The following is a 22,837-nucleotide window of genomic DNA, read 5'->3' on the forward strand; positions in this document are numbered from 1 at the left end:
TCCCCCCGTAGTACGGACGGTCGGCGGGGGGTGTTCAGCCGGGTGGGGGGTTCCCCGGGAACCGGTCGCGGAGGAATCGTGTCTGTTGAGGAGAAGTCGACGCGGTCGCCGGCACCGCGCCACGTTCAGGGGGGACAACTCAATGAGCGGCTGGAGGGCTCCCGGGTACACCGAGACCAGAGAGCTGGGCTCGGGCGCCAGCGGGCGTGTGGTGCTCGCGTCCCATGACGCCACGTCAGCGCCCGTCGCGATCAAGTACCTGAGCGACGAACTCCGGGCCGATCCGGAGTTCCTCCAGGAGTTCCGCGCCGAGGCACAGTTGCTGGGAGGTCTCGATACACCGTATGTCGTCAGTCTGTACGAGTACGTGGAGGGTCCCCAGGGTGCCGCGATCGTCATGGAGCTGGTCGACGGCTTACCGCTGAGGACGCTTCTCCGACAGGAAGGAGCGACCGGACCCGAGGCAGCCCTGGTGGTGCTCAAGGGGTCGTTGCTCGGCCTCGGCGCCGCCCACCGCACCGGTGTGGTGCACCGCGACTACAAACCGGAGAACGTGCTGGTCGCGGCGGACGGATCGTCGAAGCTGGTCGACTTCGGTATCGCCTTGCGCAGCGGGTCCGACGGGTCCGTGGCGGGAACGCCCGCCTACATGGCCCCCGAGCAGTGGGACGGGCGTGCGACGTCGCCCGCGACGGACGTGTACGCGGCGACGGCGACGTTCTACGAGTGCCTCACCGGCAGCAGGCCCTTCCGGGGCGACAACTTCGCCGAACTGGCCGTACAGCACATCGAGGCCCCGGTGCCGGTGGAGCGGGCTCCGGAGGCGGTACGCGGCCTGATCCTCCGCGGAATGGCGAAGGACCCGCAGGAGCGTCCCACCGACGCCGAGGCGTTCGTCGCGGAACTGGAGGTGATCGCGGGAGCGGCCTACGGAAGCGACTGGGAGGAGCGAGGGCAGCGCAGGCTCGCCGCGCTCGCGGCGCTGTTGCCGCTGCTGTTCCCTTCCGCGGGACCGGCGCCGGGGACGGCCGACCTGGCCACCACCCTGGTCCGCGGCGGCGCGCGGCGCCTGACACGTCAGGGCATGCTCGCCGCGGTGGGCGGACTGATCGTCGCCGGACTGCTGACCTTCGCCGCGGTGGCCTCGGGCGAGGCCCCACGGCAGACGACCGCCAACTGGACAGGGGAAACGACGAGAGCGACTCCGCGCGGCACCTCCGCCACGCCGGGGACGGCGGCTCCACCGGGCAGTCCCTCGCCCGGTCCGACGAGTGCGTCGCCCTCGCAGACGGAGAGCGGCCCGGCAGCCACCGGGCCCACCGCCGTCACCACGCCGACAGCGCCGACCGCGCCGACACCGACCACGACGGTCTCGGCCACGGCTTCCGCGTCCGTGACGACCACGCCGCCGGCGTCGCCCTCCACGTCACCGACACCGCCGGTGAGCGTGAGCGACGTCTCCGTCACCTCGCTCGCCCAGACGGGTGTATTCAGCGCCGCGGCCACGATCCAGGTGCGCGCCAGCGACGCACGCCCGGTGACGGTCACGGTCGCCTGGTACACGAGTGACGCGAAGGGGGAGCGCGGCACCGCCGACGGCGCGCAGACCTTCACCCGCAGCGGCTCGACCTCCTACACGTTCACCGCCGACCACACGTTCCCCCGGGGCAGCGGCTGTTGGTTCGGAGCGCTCGCGACCACCGGGCCGGCGGCGGCCAACGGCCAGTCGTTCCAGCAGATCCTCACCCGCGGCTGCGTGATCACGTGAACGGGTCGCCCGGTCTTCCGCCGGAGGAGACGGACCGCACGGACCGCACCCTTCACCTCGGCCCCGCGGACGCACCGCCGGCTGACGCGGCACCACGGGACGCCTCGCCCCACGACCCCGAACCCGTACGGGCGGCGGCCGAGCCCGAGTACAGCGCCACCGTCCTCGCCGAGCACTGGGCGCCGTCCACACCGCCGACGGCACGGCTCGAACCCACGGTCAGCGCCGAAGGGGCGGTACCGACGGTGAAGGCGGGCCACAGCGTCGTCCTCCCGGACCGGGTCGAGGGCGACGTGATGCGGTTCGGCCCCGGTGTCACACCGGCCGCGGCGGCCCGTGCGAACATCGCCGCCGAGGTCTGGCGGGGCCTGATCACCCCGCCCCCGCCCCCGAGGCCGGCAGGCCGCAGGTGGCCGCGGCGGTACGCACTGGCCGCGACGGTGCTGGCGGCGGTGCTGCTCTTCCTCGCCTGGCAGCGCTTCGGCCCGGGCCTCGCGGTGCGGGGGGTGACGGTGACCGCCTCCCCGTCGGCGCCCCCCTGCGACACCACCGTCGACCTCGTCGCGGTGGTCACGACCAACGGCCGCCCGGGCACTATCGGTTACCGATGGCTACGCAACGACGGCACCTCCTCCGACGTGCTGTACGAGGAGGTTCCCCGCGGCCGCCACGAGGCCCGGCTGCACCTGCTGTGGACCTTCCGCGGTCAGGGCACGTACCGGGCGCAGGCGGAACTGCGCATCACCACCCCCGGCCACCGCGCCGTCACCACGGGTTTCACATACGACTGCCGGTGACCACCGGGCCCGCCCGCGCCGTCTGGGCGCGGGCGGGCCCGGCCATATGACGAGGCTTCAGCGAATACCCGTCGCCTTTTAACTCTCTTGACCGGGACGACCACTCTCGGTAGCGCTTATCGCATCTCCGCGACTTTCCCGCAACCTTTCGAATCGATGGTTTTTCCGGCTTTCCGGAACGGTACTCGTCGATTCGTCGCGCCTTCGCGAGCATTTGCGCAGTCCGAGGTCGCGACATGCCACTTCGATCATCTTCGAGTGGCAGTCCGAACGAGGACGGCGGAGACTACGAGGAGCGACATATGGTTGTATGGCGAGAGAAGAGCTCACGACCGCATGGCTTCCGGATTACTCGCTCCGGCCCAGCCGGGGCGCGAGGGACACCGGGTACCGGCCTTACCGGCCGCCCGTGGTCGACTTTTCCTCAAGGAGCTCACATCGTGGAAAAATCTGCAGAGGTCCTGGCGTCGGATCCCGCTTCGGATCCCGATGAATCTTCAACCACCGGGCGTCCCTACGCCGCCCCGGCCGACGGCACGGAAAGGATTCTCGCCGACATTCTGGCGGGCGTCGTGCACACGGACCGGGTGTCGGCCGACAGCCATTTCTTCACGGAGATGGGTGCCGACTCCCTGGTGATGGCGCATTTCTGCGCCCGGGTGCGGAAGCACCAGGATCTGCCGTCGGTGTCGATGAAGGACATCTACCGGTATCCGACGATCAGAAGCCTCGCGGCGGCCTTCGCGGACGCCGCGCCGGCCGCCGCCCAGGCCCCCGCCGCGGCGTCGGCCCTCGCCGACGTGCCGGTCCCGGAAGCGATCGAGGCGGCTGCCGCGAGGGGCACACCGCGCTATGTGCTCTGCGGTGTGCTGCAGGCCCTGTTCTTCCTGGGCTACTCGTACCTGGCCGCGCTCGTGGTGATGAGCGGCGCGGAGTGGATATCCGCCGGCACGAGCCCCTTCGGCATGTACCTGCGGTCCGTGGCGTTCGGCGCCGCGGCCCTGGCCGGCCTCTGTGCCCTGCCCATCGCGGGCAAGTGGCTCCTGGTCGGACGGTGGAAGCCGCAGGAGATCCGCATCTGGAGCCTGGCGTACTTCCGCTTCTGGTGCGTGCGGACCCTCATCCGGGCGAACCCCATGGTCCTGTTCGTCGGTTCACCGCTGTACGTGCTGTACCTGCGGGCGCTGGGCGCGCGAATAGGCCGCGGCGTGGCCGTCTTCTCCAAGCACGTCCCGGTCTGCACCGACCTGCTGACCATCGGCGACGGCACGGTGATCCGCAAGGACTCGTACTTCTCCTGCTACCGCGGCCACTCGGGCGCGATCCAGACCGGCCCGGTCACCCTCGGCAAGGACGTGCTGATCGGTGAGGTGACGGTGCTCGACATCGGCACCTCCATGGGCGACGGCGCCCAACTCGGCCACGCCTCCTCGCTCCACACCGGCCAGACCGTCCCCGCCGGCGAGCGCTGGCACGGCTCCCCCGCGCAGCCGGGCGCGGCGGACTACCGCGTGGTCGCCCCCGTGGAGTTCGGCAGGAGCCGCCGCGTCACCTACTGCCTGACGCAGTTGCTGATCCTCGTGTGCGTCTCGGTCCCGCTCGCCGTCGGCGGGGTGGCGATCCTGCTCGCGGCGGTCCCGCGGCTGGCCTCCCTGCTGGAGCCGGGCCCGATGGCCCTGACGACGTGGACCTTCTACGCCGACGCCCTGGCCGTCTCCTTCGCGCTCTTCTGCGGGGCGCTGCTGATCGGCCTGCTGCTCGTCGTCACCGTGCCGCGACTGCTGCACCCGCTCGTGAAGCCCGACACCGTCCACCCGCTCTACGGGTTCCGCTACGGGGTCCACCGGAGCATCGGCTTCCTCACCAACCGGAAGTTCTTCCGCGTCCTGTTCGGCGACAGTTCCGCCGTCGTGCACTACCTGCGCGCCATCGGATACGACCTGTCGCCGGTGGAGCAGACCGGCTCGAACTTCGGCACCGAGGTGAAGCACGAGAATCCGTTCCTGAGCAAGGTCGGCAGCGGCACCATGGTCGCCGACGGACTGTCCATCATGAATGCCGACTACTCGAGCACCTCTTTCCGCGTCACCCGGACGGCGATAGGCCCGCACAACTTCCTGGGCAACCACATCGCCTATCCGCCCCAGGGCAGGACGGGCGAGAACTGCCTGCTGGCCACGAAGGTCATGGTCCCCGTCGAGGGACCGGTCCGGGAGAACGTCGGGCTGCTGGGCTCGCCCAGCTTCGAGATCCCCCGCACGGTGGACCGGGACAGCAGGTTCGACCACCTGAAGGACGGCGACGCGTTCCGGCGCCTGCTGTCCGACAAGAACAGGCACAACACCGGCACCGCGGTGCTGCATCTGATGCTGCAGTGGCTGCTGCTCTTCCTGGTCGCGCTGACGGCTTCCTGCGCCGCCGATTTCTACCCCACGTACGGCGTCGCCGCCCTGGCCGTCGCGAACGTCGTGGTCATGGTCGTCACCGTCGCCTACATCGTGCTCGGCGAGCGCATCGTCACCAGGTTCCGCGGTCTGCGTCCGCTGTACTGCTCGATCTACGACCTCGACTTCTGGCGGCACGAACGCTACTGGAAGGTGACGGCCGCGACCGAGTACCTGAACGTCCTCAACGGCACCCCGTACAAGAACGTCGTCTGGCGTCTGCTCGGCGTGCGCATCGGGCGCCGGGTCTTCGACGACGGCCTCTTCCTCCCGGAGCGCTCCCTGGCCGCCATCGGCGACGACTGCACGCTCAACGCGGGCACCGTGATCCAGAGCCACTCGCAGGAGGACGGCGCCTTCAAGTCCGACCACAGCACGCTGGGTGCCGGCTGCACCCTCGGGGTCGCCGCCCTCGTCCACTACGGCGTGACCGTCGGCGACGGCGTCGTGATCGCACCGGACTCCTTCGTGATGAAGGGCGAGGAACTCCCCGCGCATGCCCGGTGGGGCGGCAACCCCGCCCGGGAGATGCCCGAGAACCCGAAGACCCCCGACAGCGGCGGCGATCGCGCCACCGCGCTGATCAGCGGTGTGTAGCCCCGTGGAAACCGCGAGTGGAGGCAGTTCGATGGACGTGGCAGTGCACGCCGGACGGGAGTTCTGGCGCGGAGTGCTCGCCGAGGGCGGGTTCACCGCGATCCCCCGCTGGACTTCCGAGCCGGTCACCGGTGCCGCCGAGCACGTGGTGGCGATCCCCGACGGCCTCACGGCGTCCGTGCGCCGTGTGGCGGACGAGGTCGCCGTCCCGCTGGGCTCGGTGCTGCTGGCCGCGCACGCCAAGGTGCTGGCCGCGCTCTGCGGCGAGACCGACGTCGTGACCGGTTACGTCGCCGCGGGCGGCGCGGTGCTGCCGTGCCGGCTGCCGGCGGGCCCCGGTTCGTGGCGGTCCCTGCTGCTGGACGCGCACGGCGCCGAGTCGCGGGTACTGGCCTTCCAGGACTTCCCGGTCGACGCGCTCCGCAAGGAACTCGACCTGACCGAGCCGCTCTTCGAGACGGTCTTCGACCTGTCCGGCGGCGGTGTCGAGCTCGCCCCCGGCACCGTGCTCTGGGTCGGTGCCTCGGACCGCGACGGACGCCTGTCGCTGCGGCTGCGCTACGCCACCGACGTCATGGACGAGGACGCCGCGGCCCGTGTCGCCGGCTACCACGTGGCCGCGCTGGCGCGGATCGCCGCCGACCTGGACGCCGAGCACACCCGCAAGAGCCTGCTGTCGGCCGAGGAGAGCCGGCTGCAGCTCAGCGGGATGGCCGGGCCGCACAGGAAGCTGCCGGACCAGCGGATGCACGAGCTGTTCGAGGAGCGGGTCCGGGCTCACCCGGAGGCGGTCGCCGCCGTCCACGGGGACCGCCAGTGGACGTACGGCGACCTCAACGCCCGCGCGAACCGCCTGGCCCACGCCCTCCTGGCGCGCGGTCTGGAACGCGAGGGCGTCGTCGCGGTGGTCACCGAGCGGAACCTGGACTGGCTCGCGTCCGTGCTGGCGGTCTTCAAGGCCGGAGGTGCCTACCTGCCGATCGAGCCGCACTTCCCGGCCGGCCGTATCAGGAGCACCCTGACCCGCGCCGAGTGCCGCATGGTGCTGACCGAGCGCGGCAGCACCGCCACCCTGGACGAGGCCCTGTCCGCGCTCCCCGAGGTGCAGCGGCTGCCGGTCGAGGACGCCTACGCGGAGGACCACCCGAGCGAGGACCCGCGCGTGGCCGTCGCCCGCGACCAACTGGCGTACATCTACTTCACCTCCGGGTCGACCGGGGAGCCCAAGGGCGCGATGTGCGAGCACGCGGGCTTCCTCAACCACCTCTACGCCAAGATCGACGACCTCGGCATCGGCGAGGGGCAGGTGGTCGCGCAGACCGCCCCGCAGTGCTTCGACATCTCGCTGTGGCAGCTGGTCTCGGCGCTGCTCGTCGGCGGACGCACCTTGCTGGTGGAGCAGGAGACGATCCTGGACGCCGACCGCTTCCTCGACAAGGTCGTCGAGGGACGGGCGAACGTCGTCCAGCTCGTCCCCTCCTACCTGGACGTCGTGCTGTCCGCACTGGAGCGGCAGCCGCGCGAACTGCCGGACCTGCGCTGCGTGTCGGTGACCGGCGAGGCCCTGAAGAAGGACCTCATCGGGCGCTGGTTCGCCGCCCGGCCCGGTGTGAAGCTGGTCAACGCCTACGGGCTGACCGAGACCAGCGACGACACCAACCACGCGGTGATGGACCGGGTCCCGGACACCGACTGGGTGCCGCTGGGCCGGCCCGTCAACAACGTCCGCGTGTACGTCGTCGACGAGCACCTGTCCCCGGTGCCGCTGGGCGCGCCGGGTCTGGTCGTCTTCTCCGGCGTCTGCGTGGGCCGCGGCTACATCAACGACCCCGAGCGCACCCGCCAGACGTACCTGACCGACCCCCACCGGTCCGGTGAGCGGCTGTACCGAGGCGGCGACTACGGTCGCTGGCACCCGGACGGCACGCTGGAGTTCCTCGGCCGCAAGGACCACCAGGTCAAGATCCGCGGTTTCCGCATCGAGATCGGCGAGATCGAGAACACCCTGGTCCATGCGCCGGGCGTGCGCGACGGCGCGGTCGTCGTCAGCGAGGACGGCAGCCAGCTGGTCGCCTTCTACTCGGGTCCCGCGCCCGTGGCGGCGGACACGCTGCGCGAACACCTGGCGGCCTCCCTGCCCGCCTACATGGTGCCCGCGGCCTTCCACTGGAGGGAGAGCCTGCCGCTGACCGCCAACAGCAAGATCGACCGCAAGGCCCTGACGGCGCTGGCCGCGGAGGAGGGCTCCGAGCGGGACTCCGCGGAGCCGGACGGGCAGGCCCCCGCCACTCCCGCCGAGCTGCGCCTGGCGAAGGCGTGGTCGACGGTGCTCGGCATCCCGCAGGAGCGGATCGGGCGCCGGGACCACTTCTTCGACCGCGGCGGCACCTCCCTGTCGGCTGTGCGGCTGGCGATCCTGCTGGACCGCGCGGTCTCCCTCAAGGACGTCACCGCCCACCCCGTCCTCGCCGACCTCGCCGAGGTCGTCGACGGCCGGACGGCGGCCCGGCCCGGACTGCTGCAGGCCCTGTCGGAGCCGGACGGCGAGCCGCACGGCGCCCTGGTGTGCTTCCCGTACGCCGGAGGCAACGCGGTGAACTTCCGGCCGCTGGCCGCGGCCCTGCGGCCCGCGGGCTGCGCGGTCTACGCCGTCGAACTGCCCGGCCACGACCCGGCCGCCCGCCACGAGGCGTTCGCCCCGATGGCGCAGGTGGCCGACGCGGTGGTCGAGGAGATCGCCGGCCGCGGACTGTCCCGGATCCTGCTGTGGGGCCACTCCTCGGGCACCGCCCTCGCGGTGGAGACCGCCCGGCGGCTGCAGGAACGGGGCGTCGAGGTCCAGCGCGTGTTCCTCGGCGCGCAGCTGCTCGGCGACTCCGCCGGGCGGCGCGCCGCGGCCGAGGCGCTGTCCGGCCGCAGCGACGCCGAGATCGCCGCCGAGCTGAGCGGCGACGGCGGTTACGGCCAGCTCGCCGAGCTGGACAGGACGCGTGCCGAGCACGTCGCCGCCGCCTACCGCCACGACTGCGTGGCGGCCCACCGATACTTCGCCGACGCCCTCGACTCCGCACCGCCGGTGCGGCTGTCCGCGCCGGTCACCGTGGTCGTCGCCGCCGACGACCCGTACACGGCGGACCACTCCCGCCGGTACCGCGAATGGCGGCTGCTGGCCGAGCACGTCGATCTGTACGAGCTCGCCCGCGGCGGCCACCACTTCCCCCGCACCTGCCCGGACGAGGTGGCGCAGGCGGTCCTGCGCGCCGCCGAACTCCTGGCCTCCCCATGAACGCGAACCGAGAGGAGACGCAGTTGTCGACCTCAGCTTCCCCTCCGTCCCTGCTCGACCTCGAGCTGCGGCCCGGCTCACCCCCGATCCTGCGCACCGGGGCCGTCGAGGACCCGGCGGGCTGGGCCGACGGATACCGCGACGCGCTGCGCGCGGTCGTCGCCGAGCACGGCTCGGTCCTGATCCGCGGCCTCGGCCTGACCGCCGCGGACAAGGCCGCAGGCGTCGTCCGGCGGCTGGCCGGCCGGCTGACCGCCGAGAAGGAGGCCTTCGCGTCCCGGCAGACCTACGCCGAGGGCCTGTACTCCTCCTCCAACTGGCCGCCCAACCAGCCGATGTGCATGCACCACGAACTGAGCTACCGGCTCGAGTTCCCCGGCATGATGATGTTCGCCTGTCTGACCGCGCCGGAGAAGGGCGGGGCGACGGCGGTGGCCGACGCACCGGCCGTGCTCGAGGCACTGCCGCCCGAGCTGGTCCAGCGCTTCGAGCGCGAGGGCTGGCTGCTCACCCGCAGCTACAACGACGAGATCGGGGCGACCGTCGCCGAGGCCTTCGGCACCGACGACCGTTCCGCCGTCGAGGACTACTGCCGCGCCAACGCCATCGCCTTCGAGTGGCAGCCGGACGGGGCCCTGCGCACCCGCCAGCGGCGCAGTGCCGTCGTCCGCCACCCGGTCACGGGCCGGCGCTGCTGGTTCAACCAGATCGCGTTCCTCAACGAATGGACGATGGACCCCGAGGTGCACGAGTACCTCGTGGACATGTACGGCGCCGAGGGCCTGCCGTTCAACACCCGCTTCGGCGACGGCGACCCGATCGGCGCGGACGTCGTCCAGCTGCTCAACACCGTCTACGAGGCGAACACCGCCCGCGAGCCGTGGCAGACGGGCGACCTGATGCTCGTCGACAACATCCGCACCGCTCACAGCCGCGAGGCCTACGAGGGCTCCCGTGAAGTGCTGGTCGGCATGGCCGACGCGGTGCGCCTGGCCGACTGCTCCCCGACCGTCGAGGTGACGACCGCATGACCAGCAACCGCTCCGCCGCCCAGGGTTCCGCGCCCTCCGGGCCGCTCATCGTACCGCCGTTCGCGGTGGTGCCCGGTGTCCAGGTCCAGCGTGCCCTGCACGGGCGCGAGAAGCAGATCACGGAGTTGGTGGAGACCACCTACCGGCTGCACTCCGCCGGTGACTCGGTGAACCCGCCGTCGTACTTCCTGCGGTTCCCCGATCGTCCCACCGCCCGGATCATCGCCCTGCCGGCCTCGATCGGCGGCGAGGTACGCGTGGACGGCCTGAAGTGGATCTCCAGCTTCCCGGAGAACGTGGCGGCGGGGATCCCCCGCGCCTCGGCGGTGCTCATCCTCAACGACCACGACACGGGCTACCCGATGGCGTGCCTGGAGAGCTCCATCATCAGCGCCACCAGGACGGCGGCGATGGCGGCCCTGGCCGCCGACCGGCTGAGCCGCCCGGACCGGCGCCCCCGGCGCGTGGGGTTCTTCGGGACGGGGCTGATCGCCCGCTACATCCACACCTACCTGGTGGGCACGGGCTGGCACTTCGACGAGGTCGGCGTGCACGACCTGTCGGCCGAGAGCGCCAAGGGCTTCCGCGGCTACGTCGAGCAGACGGGCGCCCCGGGACGCGTCACCGTGTACGAGAACCCCGAGCAGCTCGTCCGGGAGAGCGACCTGGTGGTCTTCGCCACCGTCGCGGGCCGGCCCCACGTGGGGGACATGACCTGGTTCGGGCACAAGCCGCTCGTGCTGCACATGTCGCTGCGCGACCTCACGCCGGAGATCGTGCTCGGCTCGACCAACGTGGTCGACGACGTCGAGCACTGCCTGAAGGCGGACACGTCGCCGCACCTGGCGGAGCAGCAGACCGGCAACCGCGACTTCCTGGCCGGCACGCTGGACGACGTGATCGCCGGCCGGGTGGCGCTCCGCGAGGACCGGCCCGTGGTGTTCTCGCCCTTCGGACTCGGGGTCCTCGACCTCGCGGTCGGCAAGTACGTCTACGACGAGGTGGCGCGTTCCGGCGAGCTGCGGGTCGTCGACGACTTCTTCCACGAAATGCGCCGGTACGGATGAACGGCCGCGGCCCCGCCCCCACGACACCGGGCCCCCGGACCTGGGCCCGGGCCCCCGACACCGGGACGGGCACCACGGCGACCGACCACAAGGAGCCGCATGCGGAGGTACCTCCGGGAAAGACCAACGGTCCAGCCACGCAAGCTCATCAGTGCAGGACACAGCGGCCGCTGACGCGCTGCTCCCCCGTCTGGACGGGACAGGCGCTGCAGATGAGGAGGCCATCGTGACAGTCATATCCGTTCCCCAGGCCTTCAACGAGGAACAGCTCTTCGTCGACCTCGAGTCGATCTTCGGGCAGTCGCTCTTCCTCAAGTGCGAGGGCTTCAACTTCGCCGGCTCGATCAAGCTCAAAGCCGCGACCGAGATGGTGGAGACAGCCGAGCGGGAGGGGATCCTGACTCCGGAGTCGATCCTGGTCGAGTCCTCGTCCGGCAATCTGGGCGTGGCACTGAGCATGATCGCCGCCAGCAAGGGCTACCGGTTCCTGTGCGTCACCGACGCACGGTGCAACCTGTCGACCAGGCTGCTGATGAAGGCCCTGGGCAGCCAGGTGCACATCATCTCCGGGCCGGACGCCCACGGCGGCTACCTCGGCGCGCGGCTGGACTTCGTCCGCGCGCTCTGCGCCTCGGACGACCGGTACGTGTGGCTCAGCCAGTACACGAACCCGGGCAACTGGCGGGCGCACTACCGGACGACCGCTCCGGAGATCGCGCGGCAGTTCCCCGAGGTCGACGTCGTGTTCGTCGGGGCCGGCACCACGGGGACGCTGATGGGCTGCGCCCGCTGGTTCCGCGAGTGGTCCCGGCCGGTCAAGGTCGTCGCGGTGGACAGCGTCGGTTCCGTGACGTTCGGCGGGGCGCCCGGCCGCCGGATGATCCCCGGGCTGGGAATGAGCGTCCATCCGCCGCTGCTCGACGAGTCCTTCGTGGACGAGGTCGTCCTGGTCGAGGAGGCGGACACCATCCGCGCCTGCCACCGGCTGGCCCGGCGCGGCTTCCTGTTCGGCGGCTCGACGGGCACCGTGGTCAGCGGCGCGACGAGCTGGCTCGAGAAGAACGGGGCGCCCGGCCTCACGTCGGTGGCGATCGCGCCGGACCTCGGCGAGCGCTACCTCGACACGATCTACCAGAGCAACTGGCTGCAGGACCTGTATGGCGAGGACGTCCTCGAACCGGACGAACGGGCCGACACCTCCTGGGCCGACCCCGCGTGGGCGGCGGCGGCCGAGGCCGCCTGGGCCGCGGCGTCCTCCGCGTCCGCGGCGGCCCCCGCCGAACCGGCGACGACGCCGTCGGTCTCCCCCGACGGTCAACTGCACTGACGTCCGGGCGGCGACGCCGCCCCCGTCGACACATGCTGCTGCGGCGGTCATCGACCGCCGCAGCAGCACGTCCGCGTGCGGGCGAACACCGACTGAGTGGTTCCGCCGATCGGGCTTGAGCACGCGTACTCATCCCCGCCCGGGTGCGCCCCCGTACCCTCGTGAGCAGGGTCGACGACGACACCTGGGACCGAGGGGGGACCTACGATGATCCGACGCACCGCCGCCGCTCTGGCACTGTCCGCCGCCACCGTGCTGATCGCCGCGGGCGCGGTAGCCGCGGCGGACCAGGGGTCCGAGGCCCGAACGGGGGCCTGGGTCGGGCCCGGCGCCGTCAAGGCCCGGGTGAAACACGGCGCGGTCACCGAAGCCTGGTCGCTTCCGTAGGGGGCGGTCCGTGCCGCCGCCCACCGCGCCCCTGTGGCGGTGGGCGGCGGCACGGGGCCCGGTCAGCTGCCGGGGACGGTGTCGGTGAAGGCGGTGCCCGCGGTGCGGTAGGCGGCCACCTTGGCGGCGACCTGGGCCGGGGTCAGCTCCTGGTCCTTGACGAAGTAGACGTAGTCCACCTGCTGGTTGTACGAGCGCGGGGCGCTGCCCGTCTGACCGGTGAGGTCGATCAGCCAGTGGTTGAAGTCGATCCACTGGCTGGTCTCCGGCAGGTAGGGCTCGCCGTGGGAGCCGAACACCTGGCCGTCGATGTAGTAGGTGATGGCGCTGTTGTCGATGGTGATCTGCAGGTCGTGCCACCCCTCGTAGCTCTGGCGGCTCTCCGAGTGGGTGTTGACCGCGTTCCACGGGTCCGGGTTGTAGGTCTCCCAGGACGTCGTGTACATGATGTTGCTCGGCTCGCCCCAGCCGCCGTTGGGCAGGTACTCGAAGTCCTGCTCGCTGTAGTTCGGGTCCATCGGGGCGTTGAGCGGGGTGAAGGCGAAGAACGTCTGGACGACGTGGTCGCCGTCGGGGCCGCCGGTCGGCGTGTCGTTGAAGCGCACGCGGGCGGCGTACGTCCCGTTGCGGAACTTGCGGGCGGTGGTCTGGATCTCGCTCTCCTTGGTGCCGGCGGCGGTGCCGTCGGTGGTGAGGCGGAGGTTCATGACCTTGTTGCCCCCGGTGCCCGCCACGAAGGTGACGTCCTGCGGTGACCACGTGGCGCCCGGTACGCCGGGACCGCCCTGGCCGGACTTCACGGTCCAGCCGTGGTTCTGCAGCGCGGGGTCGCTGCTGGAGGTGTAGCTGAAGTCGTCGAAGAGCGCGGGCGCGTCGGGGTCGGTCGGTGGGTCCGTGGGGGGATCGGTGGGCGGGTCCGTGGGGTCGTTGCCGGCGGGAGCGGTGCCCCAGACGACCGGGCCGCCGCGCTGCACGGTGACCTTGTCCCAGTCGGCGTACGTCGTCCGGGAGCCGTTGAAGGAGTAGTCGTCGGACTGCGTCAGACGCTGCCAGTCCGCGCGGTAGAAGCGCAGTTGCATGTCGCCGGTGTTCTGTCCCGCGGCGAGCGAACCCGCGCCGGAGGTGAAGCCGATCTCCAGGTAACGGTCGGCGGTGGCGGTGGGGTTGGCGAGGTTGCCGAACGTGCCGGTGATGTTGGCGCACCCCTTGACCGCCCAGGAGCACGCGAAGCGGTACGCGGTGGTGGAGCTGTCCGCCTTGAAGTAGTAGCGCAGGGTCACCTCGCTGAGCGGTACGGAGGAGGTGCCCCGGTTGGTGATCTCGAGCCAGGGCTCGGCCTGGTCCGCGGTGGCCCCGGACGCGCTCGTCCGGTACTGCGCGGTGAGTGTGGTCGCCGCGGCCGAAGCGGGCAACGCGACGAGTCCGGCGCAGGCGAGACCCGCCGTCGTACAGGCGGCGATGGCGGTGCGGACCCGGGCGGTGGTGCGGAACGGTCCTGACATGGGGACCCCTTCCAGTCGGGTGGAGCACGTGGGGGAGGGCTTACCACTTGGCAACTGGTCTTCCACTGGTAAGGGAAGGTGGCATAGACCAGATGAGGGGTCAAGTCCCCTGACAGGAAGGGAATTCGGGGCGCCCGCACCTTATGCGAGTGCCGGAAACGCTGGAGAACTGGTCAGCAACTGGATAGCCTCGTGGGCACGGCATCCACCGCACGGCCGAGAAGAGGGGGCGGGGCGCATGACGGGTGAGGCACCGCGGTCGCCGCTGAAACGGGAACGGGTCCGCGACCACCTCCTGGAACTCGTGGAGTCACAGGCACCGGGCACCCCGATCCCGTCGGAGCGCGCCCTGTGCGAGCGACTGGACGTCTCCCGGCCCACCGTGCGCTCGGCCGTCGACGAACTGGTCACCACCGGACTGCTCGTCCGGCGCCACGGGAGCGGCATGTTCGTCGCCCCCGCGAAGATCACCCAGGAACTCGCCCAGGGGAAGAACGCCTTCAGCCTGCCGCAGGCCTCCGGCCACTGGCTCAGCCGCGTCCTGGAGTTCGCCACGGTGCGGGCGGGTGCCCGCGTGGGCCGCAAGCTCCGGGTGTCGCCCGCCGCCGAGATCGTCTACATCGCCCGGCTTCGCCTCGTCGACGGCGAGCCGATGGCCGTCGAGTACCTGCACGTACCGGCCGAGCTGGTGCCGGGCCTGCGGGCGGCCGACATGGAGTCCGGGGACTTCTACGCCTGCCTGCGGGAGCGGCACGGCGTCCTCGTCCACGAAGCCGTCCAGTCCATCGAACCCACGGTCGCGAACGAGGAGGAGGCCCGCCTGCTGCAGGTGCCGGTGCTCTCCCCCGCGCTGCTCTTCGACCGCCTCACCAGCGACGCCGCCGGCCGCCCCGTGGAGTACGTGCACTCCCTCTACCGCGGCGACCGCTACCGCATCGTCTCCCGCCTGTCCCTCGCCGGCCCGGCGTCCGCGGGCCTGCCCGTGACCGCCGGGCACCACCCCGGCATGCCCCCCGACGAGCGCGCCGCCCCGGCCGGCACGCTCGCCCATGTGATGGGGGACGTACAGCCCCGCGGATGAGGACCCGCAAGCCGTACACACGTGCGCCCCTCAGCCCCTATGATCGCTCCGCTCCCGTGTCCACCGGAGCCGCGCACGACCCGAGACAGGCCATCCACGATGTCCAGCAAGTCCCCCGACTCCCCCTTGACCCTTGCCCGCTGCGCGCAGGTGGCGATAGCCGCGGCCGCCGTTGTCGACGTGTTCCGGGCGGTGGCCGTCCAGAACCGCCAGATCCATCCCTCAGCCGCGACCCGGCACACCTCCGGCCTCGTCTCCCAGGTCTTCGTCTATCTGATGACGATCGCGGCCGTGCTCTTCCTCGTGTGGCTGGCCCGGTCCCGGCGCAATGCCCTGGTGTTGGCCCCGCAGGCCGCGCTCCCGGGCAGAGGCTGGCTGATCGGGTCGTGGTTCGTCCCCGTGCTGAACTTCTTCATGCCGCGGCAGTTCGTCCTCGACATCGGACGCGCGAGTTCCCCGTCATGGAACCCGAAACGCGACTCGACACAGGTGAACCTCTGGTGGGCGGCCTGGATCGGGCACGGGGTCGTTCTCACGCTGACCACTCAGGCCGCCCCGGGCTCGCGGACCGCGCTGGCGGTCGCCGAGGCGCTCATGCTCGCCGCGGCAGTGCTGCTGTGCCTCCTCATCGAGCGCATCACCTCGCTCCAGGGCGCCGCACTCGGCGCCCCGGCTCCCCTCTCCGCCGTCACGCAGGCATGAGGCAGGCTGCGACCATGACCGGCTACGACATAGTGCGGGTCTTCTGCGGACCCGCCGGCGGGCACGGCGACCGGCTCGCCGTGGTGCGTGACGGAAGCACCGTCACCGACGAACAGGAGCGGGTCGCGTTCGCCCGGCGATCGGGCTTCACCGAGACCGTGTTCGTCGACGATCCCGAGCGGGGCATCATCGACATCCGCTCCGCCGACGGCCGGCTGCCCTTCGCCGGCACCCCCTGCATGGGCGCCGCCTGGCTGCTGGACGCCCCCGAACTGATCACCCCCGCCGGCGTGGTGGGCGTCCGCCTCGACGGCGAGTTCACCTGGCTCGAGGCCAGCCCCGCCTGGGCCCCGCCCCGCACCCTGCGGCAGTACGACTCGCCCGAGGAGGTGGACGCGCTGCCCGTGCCGCCGCCCGGCGAATGGATCTACGCCTGGGCCTGGGAGGACGAGCCCGCCGGACGGGTCCGCGCCCGCGGCTTCCCGGGCCGCGGTGACGGCGTCAGGGAGGTCGAGGCCACCGGCTCGGCGGCGCTCCTGCTCACCGACCGCCTCGACCGCGCCCTCAACATCGCCCAGGGCCGCGGCTCCCAGATCCTCACCGCACCCGCACCGGACGGCCTGGTGGAACTCGGCGGCCGCGTCCACCTGGAGCGCGCCGTACCCGGCACCCCCGCCAGGACCCGCCCCGCGATCACCCTGGGCGCCCCCTCGTCCCGCCGCCGTATCCACCTGCTGGACCTCTGACGGATTGACGGGGACCCGGGGCGGTGGATCTCGTCTCCCTGACCGAGGACGAGAGCGTTCTCCTCGTCCGCGTGCCGGGGCGGCACATGCCCGGTGGGCTGCCCCGGCACGGGTTCCTGGACGCGGAGACCGCCGTGAGGAGCGGCTTCGCCCGCAGCCTGGAACCGTGCCTCGATCCGGACGACCTGGCCCCTGGTCCGAGGCCGTGGCGACGCCGGCCGCCGGGGCGGACGCCCGGTGGACGGACGACGGGCGCAACCCGCCGATGGCGACGACTCACCCGCGCTCCGGGAGCTCGCCGGACTGTCGCGCCGCGACGGTCCCGCTGAGATCCGTGAGCTGTACGACCGGGCCCTGAGCGAACTCGGCATCATGCAGGCGCGTACTCCTCGGCCTGGCACAGGAGCTCGTCCGCGGTGAGCTGACCGCGGTCGATGTGGCGAACGAGCCCTTCGAGGCCGCGGCCCGCGCACCGGAGGAGACGGACTTCCTCGCCACCGCTGCCGTGTACAGCAAAGGGTCCGCTCCCCGCGCTTCCGCCCGACGCGAGGCCGATTCCCTCACCGTCGCACTGCGGAAAATCTATGGTGGCCAGAGTAGACATTGGGCGCTGGTGTCGTTATGGTTTCTCCTGTAGCCCAGAGGAGACAGAAGGGCCTGGCAGAGACGAACTGCCGGTCAGCAGTACCCGCAGTACAGCTGGTTGCAGTGTGCAGGACGGTGCGGTGGTGGAGTTGCGTAGCCAGGGTGGTTGCAGGACGGCGACGGGACTGACGGCCGGACCGGGTGGCCCGCAGTGATCAGGGGCCGCCACGAGCTGTACCGCAGTTGACGCAGTAGTACTCAGCAGCGAAGGCAAGTGAGCAGCACCCTGGTGAAGGCGTCGGCTGCGGGCGCACGCATCGGGCAGTTCGGCAGTGGGATTCCAAGACTGCCGAAAGTGGCGCTTCCCTAGGCCACTTGCAGGTCGCATCACCGGCAGTACACAGTTGATCACTGAGGGAAGAACGGAGGAACCGAGCACCATCAGGATCGCCCGGGCCGACATCTTGGGACCCGGGTACCGCAGGACATCGATAGTGAGGTGGTCTCCGGTCAAGCAATCGCGATCCCCGCAACCCCGACAGCCTTTCGGTCGGGTCGGCGGACACAGAAGGCCGGCAAAGTACCAGGGCCGGCAGATGGTGTAACAGTTCCTTCGGGGCCCGGGTGCCAGTACGGCATCCGGGCCCCTCAACGCGTTCCATGAGAGAGGTTCAATGACAGCAGATGATTCGTACGGCCGTCTCGACGACGACGACTACCCCGCCTACACCATGGGCCGGGCTGCCGAAATCCTCGGGACCACCCAGGGCTTCCTCCGAGCAATCGGCGAAGCCCGCCTCATCACCCCGCTCCGCTCCGCCGGCGGCCACCGCCGCTACTCCCGTTACCAATTGCGCATCGCCGCCCGCGCGCGCGAGCTCGTCGATCAGGGCACCGCCATCGAAGCCGCGTGCCGCATCATCATCCTCGAAGACCAACTCGAAGAAGCCCGGCGCATCAACGCCGAGTACCGCCGCGCCGCCGGACCGCCGGACCCGCCTACCGAGACCTGAGACGATGGGTTTGGGGTCTGCCACGTGCGCTTCGAGGCCGTCACCCGCCGATTGCCGGCCCTGCGGCGTCCCATGCACTGGTGAGCTCGGCGAACCACTCGCTGAAATGTGAGCGGGAGACACCGGACTGGGCTGGATGGGTTCAGGCCGCACAAGCCCAGTCAGCTTGATAAACCAGCTCGCGGGGCCCTTCTCCTGCAGGGTCACGGCACCATCAGCCTTCTGCCGGGGCCGGCGGATTGGGCGGGTCCGCCGCCACGTGCCCATGCGTACGGCTGCGTCGGCGCCAACCCCGTGCGGCATGCACCAGGACGGCATCGATGCCGCGCCGTGTCCGTGGGTGCCGAAGTGGGGCGACGCCTGCCTGGGGTGCCAGGCCGGTGGACCTCATCGACGACCGCCGGCCGATGGAGGCGTGGGGCGAGAAGTACGAACGGCCACTGTTCCCACCTCCGCCCGGTTCTGACTGGCCGCCGCCCTGGACACGTACCGGAGATCTGTTCGAACGCCGTTCCGGCGGAAGGCACGCGCCGTAGGGTGAGAGGCGGCCGATGGCGGCCGACGACCGAGGGAGTCACGCATGACCCGCTATCTGATCTCGTTCGACGACGGCGCGATGACCTTCCCCGAGGAGGATCTGCCCGAGGTGGCCGAGGCCTCGCTCAAGGTGGTGCGCAAGGCCCGGGACGCCGGCGTGTGGGTCTTCGGCGGCGGACTGCAGAGCCGGCGGGCGAGCGTCGTGTCCACCGACGGGACCGTCACCGACGGCCCGTACCCGGAGACCAAGGCGGTGCTCGGCGGGTTCGCGGTCATCGACGTGCCCTCACGTGAGAACGCGCTGGAGTGGGCCGCCGAGCTCGCCGCCGCGTGCCGCTGTGCGCAGGAGGTCCGGGAGATCATGCCCGACCCGACCGACTGACCGAGGACGACGCCCCTCGGGCGCCCACGGCCAGCGCCGGCACGCTGAGCCCGAACATCACGAGGCCCAGAGGGACGGCGGCCGGGCAGGCCGGTGTGGTGCGGCACTTCAAGGAGGCGTGGGAGGCCGGGGACATCAGGGCCCTCGTCGGCCTCCTCGACCCCGACGCCACGATGGCCGCCGACGGCGGCGGCCTGGCCGGCGCCGGCCTGCGCCCGGTGGAGGGCGGCGAGCGCATCGCCGGGTACCTGATCCACATGGCCGGCAGGACCCAGGGCCTGACGCTGCCGGAGCGCACGGTCAACGGCCGGCCCGGCCCGGTCGCCCGGCACGCCGGGGTGACCGTGACGGTGGCGGCGTTCGATGTCACGGGCGGCCGCGTCTCCCGCATCTGGGCGGTCCGCAACCCGGACAAGCTCCGGCCGTGGACGGAGAGCGGTTCGACCAGACGGCGCCGCTCAGGCGACGTCCGCGCTGCCCTCGCGGTAGACCTTGGCCCAGGCGATGCGGCCCTCCCGGAGCTCGTAGAACGCGGCGATCGGGCAGGTGCGGCGGTCGCCGCGGTAGGTGAGGTTCTCGGTCATCCGGCAGGCCGCGCGGTCACCTTCGGCGATGAGGTCGTGGACCTCCAGGGTGGGAAGCAGCCCGCGCATCGCCTCGTCGAAGAGCGCGGTGAGTTCCGCGCGGCCACGCACCGTGGTGGTGCCGGTGATCCACACGGCGTCGTCGGTGAAGCCGGCCAGGAGCGCGTCCAGGTCGCGGGCGTTGAAGGCCCGCACGTGAGCGCGTATCGCCGCTACGGCGTCGGTGGTGGTCACGGGTGCCAGTCTGGCACCGCCCCGGGGGACCGGCCAGGCCGTGGCCGGTCCCCCGGGGCCGTGGATCGGCCCGGCGTCAGTTGACGCTGACGGCGGACCAGGCGGCTGCCACGGCGTTGTACTCGGCGCTCGAGGCGCCGTAGAGGTCGGTGGTGGCCTTGAGGGTGGCGGTGCGGGCGCCCGCGTAGTTGGTGCCGGAGGTCATATAGACCGTGAGCGCGCGGTACCAGATCTTGCCGAGCTTGTCGCGGCCGATGCCGCCCACGGTGGAGCCGTTGCAGGTGGGGCTGTTGTAGCTGACGTCGCCCACGGTCTTGGCGCCGCTGCCCTCGGCGAGCAGGTAGGCGAAGTGGTTGGCCACACCGGAGGAGTAGTGGACGTCGAGGTTGCCGACGCCGGAGCTCCAGCAGTCGGCGGAGCTGCCGTCCTTGGAGGGCTTGTCCATGAAGCGCAGCGCGGGCCGGCCGAAGCCGGACTTCACGATGCGCTCGCCGATGAGGTAGTCGCCGGTGTCGGAGGAGTTGCCGGCGTACCACTCGACCAGGGTTCCGAAGATGTCCGAGGTGGCCTCGTTGAGGCCGCCGGACTCCCCGGAGTAGGTGAGGGCAGCGGTGCGCGAGGTGACGCCGTGCGACATCTCGTGCCCGGCGACGTCGAGGGCGACCAGCGGACCGAAGGTGGTGCCGTCGCCGTCGCCGTAGGTCATGCAGAAGCAGCTGTCGTCCCAGAAGGCGTTGTTGTAGTTGCTGCCGTAGTGGACGCGGTTGTACGAGCCCTTGCCGTCGCCGGCGATGCCGCTGCGGCCGTGGACGGTCTTGTAGTAGTCCCAGGTCTCGTTGGTGCCGTACTGGGCGTCGACGGCGGCCGTCGCGCGGTCGGCGGTGGTGCCGGTGCCCCAGTGGTTGTCGGCGTCGGTGAAGAGGACCGCGGGGGCCCGGGAGAAGCAGATGCCGAAGATGCACAGGTCGGTCTTGTTCTGCGCGTCGCCGGTGTAGGTGTTGCCGCGGGTGGCGTCCTTCAGCTGGTAGGTGCTGCCGCTGAGGGTGGTCTCCAGGGAGACGGTTCCGCCGTAGAGGGACTTGCCGTCCCCGGTGGCGGTCTCCAGGGCGTCCCAGGCGTCGATCCGGGCGCCGGTTCGGGCGTCGGTGAGGACGACGCGGGCGGCCGGGTTGCCGAGGCTGTCGAGGCCGACGGCGGTGGTGCGCCAGGCCAGGCGGGGCGCGCCGTGCAGTGCGTCGACGATGAGCTGCGGCTTGGCCTTGGCCTGCCGGAACGATGTCCCGCGGTGGGCGGAACGCAGTGCCGCCAGCCCCTTGTCGGCGGCGGTGGCGGCCTTCACGGACGGGGTGGTGCTCGGCACGGCCAGGTCGGAGCGGGTGGCCCGCTCGGCGCCCTCGTAGGTGCCGCCCGGTGCGAGGTGGACGACGAGGTCGCCGCCGAGGACGGGCAGTCCGCGGTAGGTCCGGTCGTAGCGGATGTGCTGGGCGCCGTCCGCGTCGGTGACGACGTCGCGGACGGTCCGGCCCTGCGCGGCGGTGACGGCGAGTCGGGTCGCGTGGGTGGTGACGGCGGCGTCGGCGCGGGCGACGCCGGTGGCGCGGGAGGAGATGTCGCGGCCGGACGCGGACGCCGCGGAGGGCGTCAGGAGGGCGGCGGTGACGGCGGTCGCGGCCAGCGCCGCGGATATGGCGGTCGCGGCACGTCTGGTGCTGGGCTGCATCGTGCTCCTCTGGTGGGGGGCGTGCGCGGTCCCCGCATCTGCGTCCGGCCACGGTGGGGCGGGCCCGGGTGCGGAGGTGAGGTGGTGCCAGATTTAAGTGCCCATGACATACGGATGTCCAGAGCGCGTCCGTGGTCCACACACGGGAACCGGCCGAAGTCCACACGGCGGTCACGCCATGGGCGCAGCTCAGCCCGGTGACCGGCGCGGAACGGCCCCCGTCGGTCGTCCCGCGCCGGTCAGTTCCGGTCGAACGCGCCGTGCCTCCCGGCCCCCGCCGAGAAGCGCGCCGCGCCCTCCCCCGCCTCCGCGAGGGACACCCTGCCGTGCCGCAACTCCGCTTCGAGCGCGGCCGTCTCCTCCAGACCCTCGGCCTCCAGCACCGCGAGCCGGTCGTGCCGCAGGCAGGTCTGCGGGAAGGCCGCGATCTGCGCGGCGAGCGCTTCGGCGGCCGCGCGTGCCCCGCCGGCCGGGACGACCCGGTTGACCACGCCCATGGCGTACGCCTCGGCCGCGTCGACCGGACGTCCCGTCAGGATCAGGTCCATCGCCCGCGAGGTGCCGATCAGGCGCGGCAGCCGTACCGTCCCGCCGTCGATCAGGGGCACGCCCCAGCGCCGGCAGAACACCCCGAGCACCGCGTCCTCCTCGGCGATCCGCAGATCGCACCAGAGGGCCAGCTCCAGGCCGCCGGCCACCGCGTGGCCCGAGATGGCCGCGATGACCGGCTTGCCCAGTCGCAGGCGGGTGGGCCCCATGGGGCCGTCCCCGCCGCTGCCGCCGCCCCCGTCCGCCACATCGGTCACCTCGTTGCCTCGCGGGGTGCCGATGGCCTTGAGGTCGGCACCCGCGCAGAAGGTGCCGCCCTCCCCCCACAGCACCGCGACGGAGGCGCCGGGGTCGGCGTCGAACGCGCGGAAGGCGTCGGCCAGTTCGCGTGCCGTCGGACCGTCGACGGCGTTGCGCACCTCAGGGCGCGAGAGCACCACCGTGGTGACGGGTCCGCTGCGCTCGACACGTACGGGCATGGCCGGTTCCCTCCGCCGC

At 71.7% G+C, this 22,837-nt stretch carries 18 protein-coding genes and 1 pseudogene; 15 read left to right on the forward strand and 4 right to left on the reverse strand.

Annotation, left to right across the window (positions count from 1 at the left end; all coding sequences use genetic code 11):
• Positions 1-142 precede the first annotated feature (142 nt).
• The 8 genes from B085_RS0122025 (at position 143) to B085_RS0122060 (ending at position 12,704) form a co-directional block, all read left to right on the forward strand.
• On the forward strand, positions 143-1,768 hold the full coding sequence (locus tag B085_RS0122025; RefSeq protein WP_026251310.1) for a serine/threonine-protein kinase: 1,626 nt from the start codon (positions 143-145) through the stop codon (positions 1,766-1,768).
• Positions 1,765-2,565, forward strand: coding sequence for a hypothetical protein (locus B085_RS43360; RefSeq protein ID WP_018560757.1), 801 nt, complete (start codon positions 1,765-1,767; stop codon positions 2,563-2,565). The genes B085_RS0122025 and B085_RS43360 overlap by 4 nt, the downstream gene beginning before the upstream one ends.
• A gap of 437 nt (positions 2,566-3,002) precedes the next feature.
• Positions 3,003-5,606: a Pls/PosA family non-ribosomal peptide synthetase gene (locus B085_RS43365; protein ID WP_063741061.1), complete on the forward strand. Its 2,604-nt coding sequence runs from the start codon at positions 3,003-3,005 to the stop codon at positions 5,604-5,606.
• A 31-nt stretch (positions 5,607-5,637) separates the two neighbouring features.
• Positions 5,638-8,892 carry a non-ribosomal peptide synthetase gene (locus B085_RS0122040; RefSeq protein ID WP_018560759.1) on the forward strand — a complete coding sequence of 1,085 codons (3,255 nt, stop codon included), beginning with the start codon at positions 5,638-5,640 and terminating at the stop codon, positions 8,890-8,892.
• The gene (locus B085_RS0122045; RefSeq protein WP_037732202.1) at positions 8,889-9,923 is read left to right on the forward strand and encodes a TauD/TfdA family dioxygenase; all 1,035 of its coding nucleotides are present in this window, start codon (positions 8,889-8,891) and stop codon (positions 9,921-9,923) included. Before B085_RS0122040 ends, B085_RS0122045 begins: the two co-directional genes overlap by 4 nt.
• Positions 9,920-10,990: a 2,3-diaminopropionate biosynthesis protein SbnB gene (sbnB, locus tag B085_RS0122050; RefSeq protein ID WP_018560761.1), complete on the forward strand. Its 1,071-nt coding sequence runs from the start codon at positions 9,920-9,922 to the stop codon at positions 10,988-10,990. Before B085_RS0122045 ends, sbnB begins: the two co-directional genes overlap by 4 nt.
• 226 nt (positions 10,991-11,216) lie before the next feature.
• Entirely contained in the window at positions 11,217-12,317 is a 1,101-nt protein-coding gene (gene sbnA / locus B085_RS43370) for a 2,3-diaminopropionate biosynthesis protein SbnA (RefSeq protein WP_018560762.1), read from the forward strand.
• A 207-nt stretch (positions 12,318-12,524) separates the two neighbouring features.
• Positions 12,525-12,704 (forward strand): hypothetical protein, encoded by a 180-nt coding sequence (locus B085_RS0122060; RefSeq protein ID WP_018560763.1) that lies wholly within the window; start codon positions 12,525-12,527, stop codon positions 12,702-12,704.
• A 62-nt stretch (positions 12,705-12,766) separates the two neighbouring features.
• On the opposite strand, the gene B085_RS0122065 is transcribed toward B085_RS0122060, so the two are convergent.
• Positions 12,767-14,206, reverse strand: coding sequence for a cellulose binding domain-containing protein (locus B085_RS0122065; protein ID WP_018560764.1), 1,440 nt, complete (start codon positions 14,204-14,206; stop codon positions 12,767-12,769).
• A 238-nt stretch (positions 14,207-14,444) separates the two neighbouring features.
• On the opposite strand from B085_RS0122065, the gene B085_RS43375 reads away from it, so the two are divergent.
• The 7 genes and pseudogenes from B085_RS43375 to B085_RS50965 all read left to right on the forward strand — a co-directional run.
• Positions 14,445-15,287, forward strand: coding sequence for a GntR family transcriptional regulator (locus B085_RS43375; protein ID WP_018560765.1), 843 nt, complete (start codon positions 14,445-14,447; stop codon positions 15,285-15,287).
• 99 nt (positions 15,288-15,386) lie between these two features.
• The gene (locus tag B085_RS0122075) at positions 15,387-15,989 is read left to right on the forward strand and encodes a DUF4328 domain-containing protein (protein WP_018560766.1); all 603 of its coding nucleotides are present in this window, start codon (positions 15,387-15,389) and stop codon (positions 15,987-15,989) included.
• A 14-nt stretch (positions 15,990-16,003) separates the two neighbouring features.
• Positions 16,004-16,735 carry a hypothetical protein gene (locus B085_RS43380; RefSeq protein ID WP_018560767.1) on the forward strand — a complete coding sequence of 244 codons (732 nt, stop codon included), beginning with the start codon at positions 16,004-16,006 and terminating at the stop codon, positions 16,733-16,735.
• 71 nt (positions 16,736-16,806) lie between these two features.
• Positions 16,807-17,064, forward strand: coding sequence for a hypothetical protein (locus B085_RS51990; protein ID WP_420706621.1), 258 nt, complete (start codon positions 16,807-16,809; stop codon positions 17,062-17,064).
• Positions 17,065-17,994: 930 nt separating this feature from the next.
• Positions 17,995-18,333 carry a MerR family transcriptional regulator gene (locus B085_RS0122090; protein WP_018560769.1) on the forward strand — a complete coding sequence of 113 codons (339 nt, stop codon included), beginning with the start codon at positions 17,995-17,997 and terminating at the stop codon, positions 18,331-18,333.
• 580 nt (positions 18,334-18,913) lie between these two features.
• Complete coding sequence (locus B085_RS0122095; RefSeq protein WP_018560770.1) at positions 18,914-19,252, forward strand: YciI family protein; 339 nt, start codon at positions 18,914-18,916, stop codon at positions 19,250-19,252.
• A gap of 71 nt (positions 19,253-19,323) precedes the next feature.
• Positions 19,324-19,692 (forward strand): annotated as a pseudogene (locus B085_RS50965) (RNA polymerase subunit sigma-24); the annotation flags it as partial.
• A gap of 18 nt (positions 19,693-19,710) precedes the next feature.
• Here the strand turns inward: B085_RS50965 and B085_RS0122105 are convergent.
• The 3 genes from B085_RS0122105 to B085_RS0122115 form a co-directional block, all read right to left on the reverse strand.
• The gene (locus B085_RS0122105; protein WP_018560772.1) at positions 19,711-20,070 is read right to left on the reverse strand and encodes a nuclear transport factor 2 family protein; all 360 of its coding nucleotides are present in this window, start codon (positions 20,068-20,070) and stop codon (positions 19,711-19,713) included.
• A gap of 76 nt (positions 20,071-20,146) precedes the next feature.
• Positions 20,147-21,790, reverse strand: coding sequence for a M4 family metallopeptidase (locus tag B085_RS0122110; protein ID WP_018560773.1), 1,644 nt, complete (start codon positions 21,788-21,790; stop codon positions 20,147-20,149).
• 239 nt (positions 21,791-22,029) lie between these two features.
• Positions 22,030-22,818, reverse strand: coding sequence for a crotonase/enoyl-CoA hydratase family protein (locus B085_RS0122115; RefSeq protein ID WP_018560774.1), 789 nt, complete (start codon positions 22,816-22,818; stop codon positions 22,030-22,032).
• Positions 22,819-22,837: the final 19 nt, after the last annotated feature.

Origin of the sequence: Streptomyces sp. BoleA5 (assembly GCF_000373665.1) — a bacterium.
GTDB lineage: Bacteria > Actinomycetota > Actinomycetes > Streptomycetales > Streptomycetaceae > Actinacidiphila.

Excerpts from the sequence above, each read along its gene's own strand:
- B085_RS0122025 (WP_026251310.1), top strand. The coding sequence starts at position 143 with ATGAGCGGCTGGAGGGCTCCCGGGTACACCGAGACCAGAGAGCTGGGC.
- B085_RS0122095 (WP_018560770.1), top strand. The coding sequence starts at position 18,914 with ATGACCCGCTATCTGATCTCGTTCGACGACGGCGCGATGACCTTCCCC.
- B085_RS0122115 (WP_018560774.1), bottom strand. The coding sequence starts at position 22,818 with ATGCCCGTACGTGTCGAGCGCAGCGGACCCGTCACCACGGTGGTGCTC.
- B085_RS0122045 (WP_037732202.1), top strand. The coding sequence starts at position 8,889 with ATGAACGCGAACCGAGAGGAGACGCAGTTGTCGACCTCAGCTTCCCCT.
- B085_RS0122065 (WP_018560764.1), bottom strand. The coding sequence starts at position 14,206 with ATGTCAGGACCGTTCCGCACCACCGCCCGGGTCCGCACCGCCATCGCC.
- B085_RS0122090 (WP_018560769.1), top strand. The coding sequence starts at position 17,995 with ATGACAGCAGATGATTCGTACGGCCGTCTCGACGACGACGACTACCCC.
- B085_RS43375 (WP_018560765.1), top strand. The coding sequence starts at position 14,445 with ATGACGGGTGAGGCACCGCGGTCGCCGCTGAAACGGGAACGGGTCCGC.
- B085_RS43380 (WP_018560767.1), top strand. The coding sequence starts at position 16,004 with ATGACCGGCTACGACATAGTGCGGGTCTTCTGCGGACCCGCCGGCGGG.
- B085_RS0122060 (WP_018560763.1), top strand. The coding sequence starts at position 12,525 with ATGATCCGACGCACCGCCGCCGCTCTGGCACTGTCCGCCGCCACCGTG.
- B085_RS0122040 (WP_018560759.1), top strand. The coding sequence starts at position 5,638 with ATGGACGTGGCAGTGCACGCCGGACGGGAGTTCTGGCGCGGAGTGCTC.
- B085_RS0122110 (WP_018560773.1), bottom strand. The coding sequence starts at position 21,790 with ATGCAGCCCAGCACCAGACGTGCCGCGACCGCCATATCCGCGGCGCTG.
- sbnB (WP_018560761.1), top strand. The coding sequence starts at position 9,920 with ATGACCAGCAACCGCTCCGCCGCCCAGGGTTCCGCGCCCTCCGGGCCG.
- B085_RS0122075 (WP_018560766.1), top strand. The coding sequence starts at position 15,387 with ATGTCCAGCAAGTCCCCCGACTCCCCCTTGACCCTTGCCCGCTGCGCG.